The organism is Maribacter sp. 1_2014MBL_MicDiv (assembly GCF_001865655.1).
In the GTDB taxonomy this organism is placed as follows: Bacteria; Bacteroidota; Bacteroidia; order Flavobacteriales; family Flavobacteriaceae; genus Maribacter; species Maribacter dokdonensis.
In genome coordinates this window covers 4,093,591-4,110,403 of the sequence record NZ_CP011318.1, presented here as the reverse complement: position 1 = coordinate 4,110,403, position 16,813 = coordinate 4,093,591, and the positions used below count along the sequence as shown (strand labels likewise).

Genomic DNA, 16,813 nt, shown 5'->3' with positions numbered 1-16,813 from the left:
GATATTAGTTGCATCCCTCTAAAGTTCTACAAAGATATGATTTGTATTTCAATTATTTAGCATTCGTAGCTCTCAAACTATCAAAGTTTTGAAAGACTTAAGATTAATTTCAATATTAAGATACATTACGCCTAGTCTTTTTCCATTTTAGAACCTTATAATTCTTAATTCTAATACACCGATATTTTATTTTATTCAATTTTTTGTTAAAATTTAATTTTTAGCAAATAATATAAAATGTTATAAATCAGGATATTAAATAATTTGGAAAGATTTAATTTGTTAAAAATAGTACCTTTTTATGCATAGTACTGTAACAAAATATATTCATGGTCGTCTTGTAAGTATAACAGAATTATTATTCATCAATTAAAAACAATATATCATGAGAACTTTTATTAAAAATACACCAACCGAATCTAGACGAAATGTTTTTTTAACCGCTTTTAGAAATAGTAAGCGCGTACAATGGGTAGCAAGTAGACAGTTTACTCATTAATATTTATCACACATCAAATCAAAAAAACAATCGATCATTAATCAATCTGACTAATCACCAGATCTAAAAACGAACATCATGAGAACTTTTATCAGAAATACACCAACGGAAATAAGGAGAAACACATTCTTTTCAACCTTTAAAGCCAGTAAAAGAGTGCAATGGGTAGCAAGTTGACAGTTTACTCATTAATATTCATAACACATCACATCAAAAAACAATCGATCATTAATCAATCTGACTAATCACCAGATCTAAAAACGAATATCATGAGAACTTTTATCAGAAATACACCAACGGAAACAAGGAGAAACACATTCTTTTCAAGCTTTAAAGCCAGTAAAAGAGTGCAATGGGTAGCAAGTAGACAGTTTACACATTAATATTCATAACACATCACATCAAAAAACAATCGATCATAAATCAATCTGACTAATCACCAGATCTAAAAACGAACATCATGAGAACTTTTATCAGAAATACACCAACGGAAACAAGGAGAAACACATTCTTTTCAAGCTTTAAAGCCAGTAAAAGAGTGCAATGGGTAGCAAGTAGACAGTTTACACATTAACGTTCATCACACATCACATCAAAAAACAATCGATCATAAATCAATCTGACTAATCACCAGATCTAAAAACGAATATCATGAGAACTTTTATCAGAAATACACCAACGGAAACAAGGAGAAACACATTCTTTTCAAGCTTTAAAACCAGTAAAAGAGTGCAATGGGTAGCAAGTAGACAGTTTACACATTAAGAATTTTTTGAGTTAGCTAAAAAAAAAGGGATAAGACCTAAAAGTCTTATCCCTTTTCATTTTCATTATTTTATTTAATCCTCTAATGTAATTTCTTCCTCTACTCCATTAGGGTATGTAAGTGTTGCAATATCATCACAAGTGCCATCACCAAAATGTACATTTACTGAGAGTCCGTTTTTAGAAACATCCATATCTCCGCTAGAAACATAAGCACAAGATAATTCACTTGTTAATGCACTGTTTACGTTTACATTATAGGTATTACCTTCAAAAACTACGGTCCAATTACCTTCAATACTATACGTACTACTATCGTTGAATGCAATAGTGGTAGATTTGGTTCCGCTGTCAGCAATTATAGAACCATCTTCCATTTCTACCGTCATATCGCTAGTAACCTCAAAAGTTATAGCGCTATCATCTGAATTTGTGCTGAACGTTAATGATCTGGTTCCATTTATTTTAATTTCTCCTACATAAAAGTCAACATAACTAGCTGTAAAAGAACCCGTTTCTCCTTGTTGGTCATAAGTGACGCTTAAAGTACCATTAACATTATCAGTTCCGTTCAATACACAATTATTGAATGTTGCAACATAACCCGTGTCTGAATATACTGCACTGTAGCAATCATTATTTGAAGTTTTGCCGGTACTGCTGTCGTTAGAAGATAGCTCAAATAAAGCAAGATCAATATCACCAATAATTTCATCGGTTTCTAGAACTGCTTTAAGTTCTGTTTGGGATAGTGTTACCTCCTGGGCGGTAGTGTCGTCATCACTACAACTATATGCCATGCACAATACTCCCGTAAGTAGAATTCCTTTTTTTAAATAAGATGTTAGATTTTTCATGTTTGTTTATTTGTAGGGTTGTGTGGATAAAACGAAAAAACAGTCTGTATAGTATAGCTATGTTACACATTAGCAGCTAGTAAGTATAATGAATGGCAATAATGAAACTAAACATTAGTTTTAATCGTATACGATATATTATATTTGATACATGATTGTTAGAATGAATTTAAGGGACCAAGTACGAGATTATTTACTTTCCGAAATGATTACAGGTAATCTTAAGACCGGAAAAAACAATCAATTTAGCAGCCTTGTCAAGACATTTAAAAGTGAGTGTAACCCCAATACGTGAAGCACTTACACAATTACAGCAGTCAAGGATAATTAAAGCTGTGCCAAATAGAGGGTTTATTATAGCTGAACTAGATGTAGAGGAAGCTGAAGATCTCTATGAATTGGTAGCCAATTTAGAGGTTATGGCTATTGAAAACTCAGAGTTTAATGAAGAGCATATTGTTAAATTGAAAGCGCAACAAGAAGTTTTTGAAAATGCCACCAATGCCCTTGATAGAATTCAAGCCGATTTGGAATTTCATAGATTACTTACCAAAGGATACAAAAACGAGTTAGCGCTCAAAATACTAAATGACCTCAAAACTCGTCTTTTTTTCTATGAGCATGCTTTCACCAATGACGATTTTTTTTATAATAAATCTGACAATCAGCATGAAGCCATTATTTCTGCCATTGCCGATGATAATGTGCCAACCGCCTCTCTCCTACTAAAAATGAATTGGATGCTGATTTTAAATTATATTCAAAAGAAGCTTACCGAATAATTGGCTTACTCCAAATCCTGTAAAAGCTCTTGTGCAGATCTGGTAATCTTTTTATACCCTTTGTATGCCCAATTACAGAAAAAAGCCATAGCAACTAATGTTATAGTCAAAGTAATAATTTGTTCCGTTTTTAAACTATTTAGAAAAATGTTCTTGTTAGAAATTATTTTTGAGGTTACCGGCACAATGAAAAACAAGCCAATAAAACCAACCACAATTCCAATCTGTTGCAACCTAAGCAATCTATTTTTTGTATGCACGTAAACTTTAAGATTCTCTTTGTAAGATTCATTTAGAATATCGATATTCTTAATTTTTTTAAGGGTTGATAACACCGAAACCGGCAATACAATTAAAAACAAGAGCGTAAATGCCCCACATGCCTGCAAATACCAAGTATCTAATTTATTAAAGTTAAAGATTACAAATAATGCGATTGCGAAACATACCAATGCGCCTAAAGATTCATATTTGGTAATAGTAGTGAATTTGTTCTGATATTTCTGTTTTGTCATGTCCAATATGATTTTGTTCGTTAATTTTTTTTGTTGATCTAATTCATCGCTCATTTTTGTCCAAGCGGATTGTAGTTCTTCTAATTCCATGATTTATTTATTTGTCATGTTCGTTTTTAATTTTTTCTTTACTCGAGATATTTTTGTACCCACATTACTTGCACTCAAGCCCGTAATCTGTGCTATTTCATTATAACTTTTGCCTTCTAGCAATAGAAAAATGAGTCCCTTTTCTAATGTATTCAGGTGTTTTAGATGCTGATAAAGTAACCGTAATCGTTCTTCAAAAACTTCATTATGGGTATCAGATTCGTTAATAAAGACTTCAGCAACTGAAACGGAATCTGGTCGTCTCTTTTTCTTTTTTATAAATGTGATAGATGTATTCATTGCCACGCGATACATCCAAGTTGTTATTTTGGCATCATTACGAAACGAATCAAAATATTTCCAAAGTTGAAATACCACTTCTTGAAAAAGATCTTCTTGGTCTTCCTTATTATCAGTATAAATTGAAGTCACCTTATACAAAAGTCCTTGATGTTCTCGTATTAAATTTGTGAAGACCGCTTCTTTCTGCATCTCTTAAAACTTATTTCCCCATTAGTATGTTGATTTTCCCATTTGTCACACTTTCAGGTAAATTCTTTTTTAAATTAGGGTAAATTAATTCTAACTCATACAACATGAGGTACATATGTACGTTTTATTAAAAAAAACAAGATATGCAGTTTTTAAATCCTGAGATAGAAGCATTGACAAAAAGAAAAAGCACACAAAGCTTGGTCAAGAAACAAGTTTCATGTGGCATTTTTCAAAATGTAGATGATATTCCTGTGGTAGAAGAAACCGTTGAACTCAAAAAGGTGTAGGTTTTACTCTTCGAACAAAGAAGTATCTAAACCAGGAATAAGGTTTAGAGCGTTTTGGTAGTACAATTTCCTTAACACTTCATCGGGTAAATTTAATCCGTACATTGCCCAAAAAGCATGGTATTTCTTGTAGTAGGGAAAATACTCGTCATTGCTTTCAAGCACCCTAAAATACGTCGGAAATTCTTCGGGCTTCCAACTGTCTTTTCCAAATAATACCCTGTCTTGATATTTGATAAAAAAAGCTCTTGCATGTTGTGGCTGTCTTCCTAACTCGGCAATTACAGCAGATATCCCAACATTCATGTTTGGCATTTCATCTAATAATTCACCTAGTTTTTCTAAGTTATTTGCGTGCCAACCCATGTGGGCATTAATAAATTTAGTGTTAGGGTGTTTCTTAAATACATTGTGCTGTTCTTGAATAATCTGTTCAAATGGGGCGGGATCTGTTGCCGTACGTTTTCTTCTAGGATGGGTTTTTAGCTCTAGCCAACGTTCATTATCTGCATCCATATCATCCCAAAAAGATTTGGGATCAGCCGCGTGTATTAATACTGGAACGCCCATTTGGGCACATTTGGCCCAAATGGGATCTAAGCGAGGGTCGTCAATGGCCAATCGGTTGCCATTGGCATCTTTATTTCTCAGTCCTAAGCTTTTAAATATTTTTAGTCCTTTAGCGCCATTCTTTATATCTTGTTCTAATTGAGCTGCAGCTTGTTCGCCCCATGCCATATCTTTTGCTCCTTCAAAATCAACATTGGCAAATACTACAAATCTATTGGGATAACTTTTATTGATATTATCGATTTTTTCTTTTAAGCTTTTGCCCGATCTACCACTTAAGTTTACCATAATGGCTTCGTTCATGGCATCCATGTGGGTAATTAAACCATTTAAGGCTTCTACGGACATATCTCTTTGATGGCTATGAACATCAATGAATGGAAATTTTGCTTTTGTAATCTCTGTTCCCGGTACAACTAATGTAGATGTTGGATTGTATTCTTCAAAGCCCATTTCTTGGGCAAAACTAGGTGATGTAACTACGGCCAAAATAGTAATTAAAATGGTGCTCTTAAGTTGGGTCATTTGCTAAATATGTGTTTTTTTGGCTTTTGCCATTAACTGTTCGTATTCTCTGGTGGTATCAATATCTTTTATTTGCCTTGCTGCATTTAAAGAGATGATGTTGTTGGTATGTTTATTCAAATAGTCTTTTGCTCCAAAATCTCCATCTAGTTGAGACAATGCCTTAAAGTGCAATGTAGGGAACAATACAGGAACACCTGCTTTTGCATTATAATTCGTAGCTATAATTTTAGAGGTGTTTTTTTCAAATTGGTCAATTAAATTATTTAAATGTTGGTGTTCAAGTAAGGGCTGATCTGCCAAACAAATTAAAATACCATTATATGGTTCATGCTGCTTTAGTAATGATTGAACACCGTGTGCTATACTATTACCTAAACCCTTATCCCAATGGGTGTTGGTGAATACATTTATATTCATTTTAGTTAATTGACAGGTAGATGCGATAAGATCCGCATTGGAACCTAGAACAACGTTAACACTTGTGGCATCAGATTTTTGAACAGTTTTTATAGTTTCAACTAGAAAATTAGAGTCTTTCCAGGGCATAAGTTGTTTAATGCCTTCCATTCTTCTTGAGGCACCTGCGGCCATAATCAATACAGCAATCTTCATAGCCATGTTAATGATGAATTTCTTTCAACTTATCTTTTAGCATCATAGGTTCGGTTTTTCTGATTACCGTTAAAATTTCTGCTAAAATCGATATTGCTATTTCCTGTGGTGTTTCGGCACCTATATTCAACCCTGCAGGACCATGAATACGTTCAACAAAACTAATGTCTATATCCACGTCATGTTCCAATAATTCCGATAATAGATTTTCTCTTCGTCTTGCCGGACCCAATACTCCCAAATACGCAGGATTACAGTTTTTTAAAGATATTAGGTATTTCAAATCTTTTACATAGCTATGGGTCATTAGTAATACGGCAGTATTGCTATCTATGATATCTACTGGAAAATCTTCTGGTTCATAGATTAATATGGAATCAATACCTGGAAAATCCTCTATGGTTTTATCTTCTTTAGGGGTAACGGCAACACTTACCTCCCAGCCCATGCCTAAACCAAATTGGGAAAGCTGAACGGCGTCATGTTCACCACCAATTAACAAAAGTCGTTGGCATGGAGCCATAACCTGAGAAAAATGCAGCGCTTTTGTTTGCCTTTCGGTTATCATGTTAAATGCATAATTAGTAGCATTTATGGTGATAAAAGTACCGTATGCTTTAAGTTCCCCATAAGTTCTTTTGTAAGATGTAACTAATTGAAATGATTTTCTATCCTTGATTACCTGGTCAAATGCATGCAAACAAGTTTCGTTTGGCTCAAATGGTTCCAATAACAAATAAAGTATTCCTTCACAGCCTAATCTATACCTGCCATCATACGTCATTAGTTTTGCACAATTGTTTTTAAATACCGATTGTGCCTGAAACAACACTTCTTTCTCAACACAACCACCACTGACCGCACCGATCATAACATGGTCTTCGCATATAAGCATGCGAACACCGGGTCTACGATAAGAAGAACCGTCTAAATCTACTACTGTGGCCAAAACACATTTTAAACCAGAAGCTTTGGCTTGTCTATACTCGTTAAATATCCTTTTGAACTCGTGGGTCATTCATTGCATTTTACATCTTCTAATGTAGTGAAATTATAATTTATATTATGAAGCGTTATGTGCTTAAGCCTAACAAAATATAGGTCTTGTAGAATTAAAAGGCTTTAAGTGGGTAAGCTTTAACAATCTTTAACATTAATTTTATTATTCGCTATAATTTAAATAAACTTTGTGCGTTCTGCTAGTTGAACCCGTAATAATTGAATATGAAAAATTTTTTAAAAACCTTTAGTGTGTTTTTTATGGTTACCCTACTTGTTTCTTGTGGTAACGCAGATGATGATGTAAGCATGATTTTGAACACTGGAGACGGACTGGGAGAAGGAACGGAAGTTGATGAATGCTTAGGTTTGGAAGAAGGTGAGCTCGTATTATCCATACAAGATCAATATACCACATTGCCAGGTAAAGTTTCAGTATTTTTTAAAGTATCCGATACCAATGGAAACCCAGTACCCGGGTTAACGGCTGACCAGTTCACTATTTATGAGCAAGGTAGAAATGATGATTGTTTTAATACCATTTCAACGTCAGAATCATCGGCACGTATTTCTCCAAATTCACAAATTTTCTCGAACAATACCTTATTGGTACTTGATTTAAGTAATAGTGTATTGAGCAGTAGTCTAGAAGAGCTAAAATTAGCTTCAACTAGTTTTGTTGACGCTGTAATGCCTGCTACTACACAAGAATCTGTAAAAATGGCTATCTACTGGTTTGATGGTGAGGATGAATTACATTTATTAAATGAGCTTACTCCGTCAAAAACTGAATTGAAAGATGCTATTGAGGGTATAACAGATGATATCAGTAATGACCCTTCAACAGACTTATATGGAGCCGTTATCAAATCGACCGATATTGCATCAGATTTGGTAAAGGTTTCTACGGCTGATGGTAAAATTGGAGCTGCATCAGTTGTGATATTTACTGATGGTACCGATCAAGCATCACGTTATACAGAAAGTGCGGCCCTGAAAAAAGTAAATGAGGCAAATGCCAATATTTCATTCTTTAGTATTGGGCTTGGTGCTGAAATTGACACTGAAGTTCTAACAGCTGTTGGTAAAACGGCTAGTGTCTTTGCTACCAATAAAGATGAGCTGGAAACAACATTTAGAGATATCTCCGAAAAGGTTTCTGAAAGAGCCAATAGTTTCTATTTATTCGAATATTGTAGCCCTAAAAGAGATGGTAGCGGTGAAAATAACTTAGCTATACAGATCAATACAGGATCTAGACAAGGAGCGGTACAAACCAAGTTTAGTGCAAACGGATTTACCGGAGGTTGCGAATAGATATATCACCTACAAAAAGTAAAAAGAAGCATGTAAATGCTTCTTTTTTTTGCTCATAACCGAAATGAACAACATATTGATAATCATTTTGTTGTAGACGTGTTTTACAGGGAAAAACGGATTGAGTTAAAAATTTAAACATCCGTAATTCTGTTTAAGCCGTATATAAAAACGATTAAACTAATATTAATTAAAAAGAACAAAATGAAAAGATTATCCTTAGTTACTATAGTATCTGTAGCGCTTTTAACTTCATGTGTTTCAAAAAAGAAATATGTTGCATTAGAAGATAACTTATCTCAAACCCAAAGTACCCTACAGAAAACACAAGTAGAAAAAGAAGAGTTGCAAGCTCAAATGACACGTATTGAAGCACGTGTTGAAGAGTACAATAATAAAATAAACTCTTTAAAGGAAATGAACGATAGCCAGTTCACAAGTGTGGACGATGTAGCTGTAATGAGCAACAACACAAAGGCTAAAATGAGAAATACATTGAAAAATGTTGACCCTGCAAAATTAGCTGGTGCTAAAACATTACAAGATTCAATGAACTTAGCTGTTTCTTACAAATTAAAGCAGTCTATCTCTGAAGAGGGAGAAGATATTGATGTTAGTATTGATAAAACTGTGGTTATGATCAATATTTCTGATGAGTTATTGTTCAATACAGCTAGTTATAGAGTAAGTAACAAAGCTGACAATATTCTTAAAAAATTGGCGGATGTTATTAAGTCAGAGCCAAGTATGGAAGTTATGGTAGAAGGTCATACAGATTCTAGAACCATTAACACTCCTATGGTTACAGATAACTGGGATTTAAGTGTAAAGCGTGCTACTTCAATTGTACGTAAATTACAGAAAGAATATGACGTAGATCCTTCTCAATTAATTGCTTCTGGTAGAAGTAGCTACTTACCATTGGTAGAGAACGATACTAAAGAGCACATGGCAATGAACAGAAGAACTAAGATTGTTATTTTGCCAAACTTAGATAAGTTTTTTGCACTTTTAGATGCAGAAGATGCTATGTAAAGCACAAAATCTATATATGTAAAAAAGGGAAGCATTTGCTTCCCTTTTTTTATTCCATTAATGGTATGACCTTTATCTAAAAATCATACTATTGGGTACATTGATATCGGTCTTTTTTAAGTTGACCAAAAATCCGTTTATGACCGCATATTCCTTAACTCCATTTTTTTCCAAAAAGAACGTAGGATTTATTCCGGGTGATAAGTTCAATTCAGGAACATTGTATTTTGCACCAATCAAGTGCACTGGAAACGGCGAATTAATGCGCTTTGCAGGAAACGTTGATAAACGCACATACCCAAATCCCTGCTTTAAAATATCATTGAAATTCAAAGCTTTTACCTCTTCAAAAGAATTTAAAGTCCTTGGATATACTTTTGCTTGTTTTATGGTATACCCAGTGGCATCTAAGGTTTCATAACCATAATATGTAAAAAGATCACCTTGGTCTAATATTCTGCTACTATACCAAAATGAATTGTGATCCGGGTAATCTACTTCAATTTGATTGATACCTAGGTCCAAAACATAGGTATTACCCATTAGGTTATAACTTGCTCCTGTTATTTTAAGATCAAACAACTTTCTGTCATTTTCGGGAATTTCTTCATATTTCTCAATAGCAATGGTTTCGTAAGATTTTTTTGCGATCGTATATATGGCCGATAAAATTGAAGTGTAATTTAGCTTCCTAATTTCCTGTTTTTCAATATCATTGGGGTAACCGCCAGACTCTATTAAAATGGTACTTGTCCCCCATTTTTGAATATTATCTCCAAAAGCACGTGGCTCAAAATCATCATTATATCTGCCTACTTGTCCCGGGGCATACTTTTGAAGAATATTATTCATGAATACAATAATTTTCATGGCATTGCCACGGGTTTCATTAATATCCTTTTCATAATTATAAGCCGGTGCTAAATAAGAAATGGTAGCAGGCTTTTCTGTTCGTTCCGCATTATAGTACGTGCTTTGATCATGTAGGTTGAATCCGAAATCGGCATTTAAACTGTCCCTCACCCTTTTTAAGGTTTTAGATTCGGGCGATTGCAATCGTAGGGCATCTCTATTGATATCTATACCCAAGAGATTACGTCTTTGAAAAAGTTCTGCCCCATCTGGGTTCAGCATGGGTAAAAAATGAATGGTTAAATTAGCTAGGATCTCCTCTTTTTCTTTTTTAAAATTTGCGCTGTTAAAAAAATTCAGAATATCAAATATAGCCTGTGTCGCTGTAGGTTCGTCACCATGCATTTGAGACCAAAGAAATACATTGGTTTCCCCAGAGCCAATACTAATTAAACTTAACTTTTTTCCGCCGATCGACTTTCCTACGGTTTGAACCTTAAATTTATCGTTTACCGTAAAATTGTCTATCAATGGTTGAATATCTGCTCGTTTAATGCGTCTCTTTCCAATAGAACCTTCTTTGTAATTCTCATAGGTATCATACAATTGGGAGGTAATGTTGTCGGTTTGGCAAATGACCGAACAAGAGCATAAAAACAATGCGGCTAATAATAGGTGTTTCATTCTATAATTATATTAATTATGATTAGTAGGTAATTTTTTAAAGTTCAGATCTTTGACCGCTTTTCTAACATCGTTCATGAAAGCTGTACCAGGATCGGTCTTTTTAGTTCTATATCCTTCATCTTTTTCTAACCATAGCGGATGATTTTCAAAGAGCGTATACTCATAATGACCAATTAGATAGTCAATGTCATATTTACCCTTTAAGTATCTAACAAGCCAAATGTTAGACTTTAGTTGTGCTTTGGTCAAGGGCAAATCATCTGTACCACCAACGTTCTCAACTCCAATAGCACAATGGTTTAACCCAATTACATGGCGTGCCATGGTTGTTTCTGGCATTAATTGATATATGGTGCCATCTCTATCTATCATAAACTGGGACGATACATTTAAACCGCTCACATTTTTAATATCAGGTCTCCAATTAGGTAATGATACGGGATCAAAAGCAGCAAAAGACTTTTCAAATGTTGGAATAACCGTCCAATGCAATACGATCATTTTAGGGTCGATCTCAGGGGAATCTTGCTCTAATCCGTATCTGTTTTGCAAGTATTCCAAGGTTAACACCTTCCTTTCCTCATTAAAAGTAATTGGTCGTTCTACAATAGTTTTAGATGAAGAACATGAAAATAAACCTATTAAAACGATGTAAAAAAGATACTTTTTCATTTAATGATGCTTTCCGTGCTGTCCTTTTCAACAGCGTATGATATAGTAATATTTCTTCTTCCCCACTCCTTGGCTTTTTCAATATTTTCACCCATATAAATATCTATACGGTTACGCCATCTAGAATGCATTTTATCTTTTACAATATAAATGCCTTCAAAGGTATCTATCTTTACCAGAGTATTATAAGAAAGCCCTTTTTTTAAAAGATCTCTAGAGACGGCTATCCATTTTTTTCCTGGTTTTATGGAGTCGCCCCATGCCGTAATTGCAGGGTGTTCGTATGATGTTTGGTTGGGTATTGAATTATAGGCTGTTGCCGTAACTTCCATAGGCACCCAATCGTATTTATCTATTACCACTTCTTCTTGACAACTTAGCACCAAAATGGCAAAAAATAAAACGACCCCTCTTTTCAACATAGTTACTAATGTAGCTTATTTTTTAAAATTAGTAGATCCGTATAACTTTCTTTCCATGCTTCTTCTAAGTATTCCGGGGCTGGTGTAAATGAAAAACTAAGGGCACTAAGTACGATGTCAACATCTCCATCATCATCAATATCTTCGGCATCCATTAAAAACCACCTTCCTAATTTGGTGTTGGTTAAATGCTCTTGGGAAAACATATAGGAAGTACTTTCCTTATTTTCCAGATATATGAAATTATAATCAGGGTGATCGTCAAAATCGGGGAAAGTAGCCAACAAAGCGAAATCAATGTCCCCGTCTTGATCAAAATCATTGGCAATAACCCTTGTAGCACCGTTTAATGGATGAAAATATGATTCTTTAAAGTTGTTCTGCCCATCATTTATATGAATTCGCATACCGTGATATGGTTTGTTTACAAAAGATTTGTCTGCATTGTCTCCATTTACGGTGATGATATCCTCAAATCCGTCTTTATTATAATCAATAAGCTCAATCCAGCTAGATCCATAGACCGGACTAAACCGTAGTACCTTTTCAGCTGCGAATTTTAAATTTTCTTGTTGGTATAATATATAGACCGATTCATCACCTTGTGCAAACAACACTACCAAATCCTCTTTGCCATCGTGGTTCATATCTTTAGGTATTACCCTTAACGCACCTGGCAATGCTAGTAGCACTTTTTCTTCGTAAAATGCGAAATCATTTTTCTTTAATAAGGTTAATTTTCCTTTTAAGTCTCCAAACTCGCTAATAACAATTTCCTCACTACCATTTTTATCAAGGTCTAAAAATAGCGTGTGTACCGGTCTATGGAGAGAATCCTGTAATACCGCTGTTTCATTTCCTTTTCTTAAAACAGCTGCGCCACGTGGTATTTCATTGGGGTCCATTTTCCCCATACTAGTGACATACACACTATCGTTTAAAATTCTGGCATTGATTATTGCGGAGTCGAAATCTCCTAAAAGCTCAAAGGTCTTGGTATTTAAATCATATGTATTTAATTCTCCTTGACGGCTACCTGTAATTATTCTGTTTTTTTCACTATCGATATCCAAATATGTAATCATACTGCCCTTTACGCTATCTAAACTTATAGGGAAAGCCGTGAATGTATCTAGTGGTGTACTTTCAGTTTTATGAACATTACTTAGAAGACTATCTGGAGCCAATTCAATTATATATTCCTTTAGTAGTTTCCAGTCTTCTAACGGAATTAAAGGTTTTGAAGGGTAAACGCCAGTTTTGATTACAGCAATTTGTTCATGAAAAGGCAACTTGTAATAGGGGTGTTTTCCTTTGGTAAATATGCCCATTCTGGCTCCCATTTCGGGTAACACTTCATTTTTCCAGATATCTTTAGGTAAAGATTGTATATCTGGAGCAATATGACAACTAGCACAGTAACCAGTAAAAAGGGCTTCCTCCCTTGAAGGTTTCTCTGTATTGCATGAAATAAAGACCATAAATACAATACAGTAAAAACATAATTTTAAATTCATCAATTATAATGATTTCGTATAGTGACTTCAATAGAATATGGAAGATACCTATACCCTTAAAACCTTGCAATATACATGAATGCTTTTCTTTAAATTTGTTGATATGAAAAAAGAAAAAAAACCGGATAATGTCGTCTTTGATGAAGATGCTCAAGAATATCATGGAAAACTACTGCCATTTGCAAGTGGTGTAGCGGCCCCAAGAATTACACCACCCGATGTTACTTCATGGAAAAACACCCATATTGTAGGTGCTAATAACCAGTTTAAAGCACAGTATGAAGCTTTGCAGAAAGCTTATAATAAATTAATGACCGATTTTGAATATAACAATTTGGTCTACAATGCTAAGTTTAGTTTTGAGCCCATTGTAGGTAAGGAGTATCACTTGTACCGTGCTAAAGACCAAAGTACCTTTCTATCATTGATTTTGCCCCAAGAATGCAATTTTGACTATTTAGGAAGTTTTAGGTTATCTGCAGATAAAACTTGGCAAAAATTGTAAGTTGCCATTTAAGAATTCTGATTTTCAATCAGATAAAAACCATCAAACAATAATGAGAAAGTTAAAATTACTTTTAGGAATTGCCTTGGTAGGCATTATTGCCGCTATTTATTTTAATTACCCGAAGCTGAACCTCATTTCCGGTTACGCATCAAAAAGTATGGCATCCAGTGTATTTATTGCGGATAGAGAACCCGTGGATGTAATATTAAACGATCACGAAATGCCTTTGATCAAGTTATCTGATTGTGAGGTTTCCACTGAGGATAATTCCGCTACGGCAAGTGTTTATGGACTTATGCCAAGAAAAGCGGTTTTCAAGGAGGGTTTAGGTGCCGTCTTGACCAATGACGAATATGAGAAGCATAATTTTGATATCATCCCCAACAGGTTTTTCGTAAAAGATACACTACCGTTTCCTTTTGGTAATAACGGTGTAAAAGATACCATTTTAGCGAATGTTGATTATGATAAATTAGAGGTCGCATTTGAAAATGCTTTTAAAGATCCTGAACAGAGAACAAGGTCTCTATTGGTGGTTCATAAAAACCAAATCATAGGTGAACGCTATATAAGAGGATTTACAGAGGATACCAAAATATTGGGGTGGTCTATGACTAAAAGTATATTAGCTACACTTTATGGTATTTTAGAGTATCAAGGGGAAATGAAGATGGATTATAAACCATTTGGCAATGAGATACGTATGAAAAATCTGAAAAGTAATATTACTATAGATCATTTATTACGCATGCAGAGTGGTTTGGCTTGGGAAGAAAATTATTTTAAAATATCAGACGTTACCCGTATGCTTTTTTTAGATGCGGATATGACTTTGGCACAGCGTAATAAAAACGTAATCGCGGCCCCGACCGAAATTTGGAACTACTCTTCCGGTACCACCAATCTTTTGTCAGGGATATTGCGCGAACAATTTGAAACCCACCAAGAATATCTAGATTTTCCTTATCAAGAATTGATCGATAAAATTGGTATGAAGTCAATGTTGTTAGAGACAGATTTAATGGGTAATTACATACTATCATCCTATGCTTGGGCAACTACCAGAGATTGGGCTAAGTTTGGGCTATTATATTTAAATAAAGGAGATTGGAACGGAGAACGTATTTTCTCGGAATCTTGGGTGGATTATGTTTCTACCCCTACTGTAAATTCTGATGGAGTCTACGGCGCACATTTTTGGTTAAATGCAAATGGAAAATATCCAGATATATCAAAAGACCTATATTCCGTAAACGGATTTCAAGGTCAGCGCATATTCATAATACCCTCTAAAGATTTAGTTGTGGTACGTACCGGACTGGAAGAGCAATCTGACGAACAGTTCAATACATTGTTAAAGGAAATCATAAGGTCTATTCAATAATACACTTTAGCTTTAAATAATTTAAGCAACACCACAATTCTCAAGAAACACACAACAGATTGCTCTTACATGACAACAATAGTTTCTATGAACTGAAGAACATATATATCTTTACAGTGTTGTTAAAAACGAAATAAATTTTTTCATTTTCATATAGTGTTCTCGTAAAAGAGTCTGATCTTCAAAGGGTTGGACTCTTTTTAGTTTAGGGTGGTTTTTGTTTTTAGAGTTCAGTTGGCAGTAAGAAGTTAGAAAATAGAGAATAGAGAATAGACTTTTTTCGTTGCATGAAATTTAGCTATGCAAAATTTCATGCAACGGACAACCATCAACGGACAACCATCAACGGACAACCATCAACGGACAACCATCAACGGACAACCATCAACGGACAACCATCAACGGACAACCATCAACGGACAACCATCAACGGACAACCATCAACGGACAATCAACCTACGGTAGCCAATTGTCCTTGCCAAAATCAGGTTTACGCTTTTCTAGAAATGCATTTCTACCTTCTTTTGCTTCTTCGGTCATATAAGCCAATCTTGTTGCTTCACCGGCAAATACTTGCTGGCCTACCATACCGTCATCGGTTAAATTCATGGAGAACTTTAGCATTTTAATGGAAGTTGGAGATTTCTCCAATACTTCTTGTGCCCATTGAAAAGCAGTATCCTCTAACTCCTCATGAGGTATAACGGCATTGACCATACCCATGTCAAACGCATCTTGTGCGGAATAGTTTCTACCTAAAAAGAAAATTTCACGTGCTTTTTTCTGTCCCACCATTTTTGCCAAATATGCAGAACCGTATCCACCATCAAAGCTGGTAACATCAGCATCGGTTTGTTTAAAAATAGCATGTTCCTTACTGGCCAAGGTCATATCACAAACTACGTGAAGGCTATGTCCGCCACCTACGGCCCAACCAGGTACAACACAGATTACCACTTTGGGCATAAAACGAATCATTCGTTGTACTTCAAGAATATTCAAACGGTGCTGTCCATCTTGCCCAACATATCCTTTCTCTCCCCTAGCCTTTTGGTCGCCACCGCTACAAAAAGACCATATTCCGTCTTTAATTGAAGGACCTTCCGCAGAAAGTAGAACCACTCCTATAGAAGTATCTTCCTGTGCATCATAAAATGCTTTTATAAGTTCACTTGTGGTATGTGGTCTAAATGCATTGCGCACATTAGGCCTATTGAAAGCAATACGTGCTACGCCGTCACATTTTTTATAAGTAATATCATCAAATTCTATGGCAGTTTTCCAATCGGGTGATTTCATAATTTCTAACAATTCTATTATCGCATAAAGATAAGGTTTCAGGATATACTCGTCCAAATCTGTATGGCCCCATACCCCTTTAAAAAATGAGTTTAACTCAAACGAGTTATTTATCAATTTG

Annotated in this window: 17 protein-coding genes; 6 read left to right on the top strand and 11 right to left on the bottom strand. The window is 34.8% G+C overall.

Going from position 1 to position 16,813, the window contains the following annotated elements; genetic code table 11:
- Window positions 1-1,338: 1,338 nt before the first annotated feature.
- Entirely contained in the window at window positions 1,339-2,121 is a 783-nt protein-coding gene (locus YQ22_RS17385) for a hypothetical protein (protein WP_071342205.1), read from the bottom strand.
- A gap of 254 nt (window positions 2,122-2,375) precedes the next feature.
- Between YQ22_RS17385 and YQ22_RS17380 the strand changes: the two genes are divergently transcribed.
- Window positions 2,376-2,903, top strand: a complete 528-nt coding sequence (locus tag YQ22_RS17380; RefSeq protein WP_232231232.1) for a GntR family transcriptional regulator — start codon at window positions 2,376-2,378, stop codon at window positions 2,901-2,903.
- A gap of 5 nt (window positions 2,904-2,908) precedes the next feature.
- On the opposite strand, the gene YQ22_RS17375 is transcribed toward YQ22_RS17380, so the two are convergent.
- Complete coding sequence (locus YQ22_RS17375) at window positions 2,909-3,508, bottom strand: hypothetical protein (protein ID WP_071342203.1); 600 nt, start codon at window positions 3,506-3,508, stop codon at window positions 2,909-2,911.
- 3 nt (window positions 3,509-3,511) lie between these two features.
- A complete protein-coding gene (locus YQ22_RS17370) occupies window positions 3,512-4,000 on the bottom strand; it encodes an RNA polymerase sigma factor (RefSeq protein ID WP_058102713.1) in 489 nt (162 codons plus the stop codon).
- A 143-nt stretch (window positions 4,001-4,143) separates the two neighbouring features.
- Here YQ22_RS17370 and YQ22_RS19250 point away from each other — a divergent pair, with 143 nt between their 5' ends.
- Window positions 4,144-4,290 (top strand): hypothetical protein, encoded by a 147-nt coding sequence (locus tag YQ22_RS19250; protein WP_167342504.1) that lies wholly within the window; start codon window positions 4,144-4,146, stop codon window positions 4,288-4,290.
- A 3-nt stretch (window positions 4,291-4,293) separates the two neighbouring features.
- On the opposite strand, the gene YQ22_RS17365 is transcribed toward YQ22_RS19250, so the two are convergent.
- Genes YQ22_RS17365 through YQ22_RS17355 form a run of 3 tightly spaced genes read right to left on the bottom strand, consistent with a single transcriptional unit; the run spans window position 4,294 to window position 7,018 of the window.
- A complete protein-coding gene (locus YQ22_RS17365; protein ID WP_058102712.1) occupies window positions 4,294-5,385 on the bottom strand; it encodes an amidohydrolase family protein in 1,092 nt (363 codons plus the stop codon).
- 3 nt (window positions 5,386-5,388) lie between these two features.
- Complete coding sequence (locus YQ22_RS17360; RefSeq protein ID WP_071342638.1) at window positions 5,389-6,000, bottom strand: nucleotidyltransferase family protein; 612 nt, start codon at window positions 5,998-6,000, stop codon at window positions 5,389-5,391.
- Window positions 6,001-6,007: 7 nt separating this feature from the next.
- The gene (locus tag YQ22_RS17355; RefSeq protein WP_071342202.1) at window positions 6,008-7,018 is read right to left on the bottom strand and encodes an XdhC family protein; all 1,011 of its coding nucleotides are present in this window, start codon (window positions 7,016-7,018) and stop codon (window positions 6,008-6,010) included.
- A gap of 206 nt (window positions 7,019-7,224) precedes the next feature.
- Here YQ22_RS17355 and YQ22_RS17350 point away from each other — a divergent pair, with 206 nt between their 5' ends.
- Entirely contained in the window at window positions 7,225-8,316 is a 1,092-nt protein-coding gene (locus tag YQ22_RS17350; RefSeq protein WP_058102709.1) for a vWA domain-containing protein, read from the top strand.
- 204 nt (window positions 8,317-8,520) lie between these two features.
- Complete coding sequence (locus tag YQ22_RS17345; protein WP_058102708.1) at window positions 8,521-9,351, top strand: OmpA/MotB family protein; 831 nt, start codon at window positions 8,521-8,523, stop codon at window positions 9,349-9,351.
- 72 nt (window positions 9,352-9,423) lie between these two features.
- On the opposite strand, the gene YQ22_RS17340 is transcribed toward YQ22_RS17345, so the two are convergent.
- Genes YQ22_RS17340 through YQ22_RS17325 form a run of 4 tightly spaced genes read right to left on the bottom strand, consistent with a single transcriptional unit; the run spans window position 9,424 to window position 13,501 of the window.
- Complete coding sequence (locus tag YQ22_RS17340; RefSeq protein ID WP_071342201.1) at window positions 9,424-10,887, bottom strand: M14 family metallopeptidase; 1,464 nt, start codon at window positions 10,885-10,887, stop codon at window positions 9,424-9,426.
- Between the two features lie 12 nt (window positions 10,888-10,899).
- Window positions 10,900-11,562 carry an N-acetylmuramoyl-L-alanine amidase gene (locus YQ22_RS17335; RefSeq protein ID WP_071342200.1) on the bottom strand — a complete coding sequence of 221 codons (663 nt, stop codon included), beginning with the start codon at window positions 11,560-11,562 and terminating at the stop codon, window positions 10,900-10,902.
- Window positions 11,559-11,984: a 3D domain-containing protein gene (locus YQ22_RS17330; protein ID WP_071342199.1), complete on the bottom strand. Its 426-nt coding sequence runs from the start codon at window positions 11,982-11,984 to the stop codon at window positions 11,559-11,561. The genes YQ22_RS17335 and YQ22_RS17330 overlap by 4 nt, the downstream gene beginning before the upstream one ends.
- A 5-nt stretch (window positions 11,985-11,989) precedes the next feature.
- Entirely contained in the window at window positions 11,990-13,501 is a 1,512-nt protein-coding gene (locus YQ22_RS17325; RefSeq protein ID WP_083414288.1) for an FG-GAP repeat domain-containing protein, read from the bottom strand.
- A gap of 103 nt (window positions 13,502-13,604) precedes the next feature.
- Here YQ22_RS17325 and YQ22_RS17320 point away from each other — a divergent pair, with 103 nt between their 5' ends.
- Together YQ22_RS17320 and YQ22_RS17315 are read left to right on the top strand one after the other, a co-directional pair.
- On the top strand, window positions 13,605-14,006 hold the full coding sequence (locus tag YQ22_RS17320; protein ID WP_071342637.1) for a DUF2452 domain-containing protein: 402 nt from the start codon (window positions 13,605-13,607) through the stop codon (window positions 14,004-14,006).
- A gap of 52 nt (window positions 14,007-14,058) precedes the next feature.
- Window positions 14,059-15,393 carry a serine hydrolase domain-containing protein gene (locus tag YQ22_RS17315; RefSeq protein WP_071342197.1) on the top strand — a complete coding sequence of 445 codons (1,335 nt, stop codon included), beginning with the start codon at window positions 14,059-14,061 and terminating at the stop codon, window positions 15,391-15,393.
- Window positions 15,394-15,849: 456 nt separating this feature from the next.
- Here YQ22_RS17315 and YQ22_RS17310 read toward each other — a convergent pair whose 3' ends face one another.
- A complete protein-coding gene (locus YQ22_RS17310) occupies window positions 15,850-16,692 on the bottom strand; it encodes a 1,4-dihydroxy-2-naphthoyl-CoA synthase (RefSeq protein WP_071342196.1) in 843 nt (280 codons plus the stop codon).
- Window positions 16,693-16,813 lie beyond the last annotated feature (121 nt).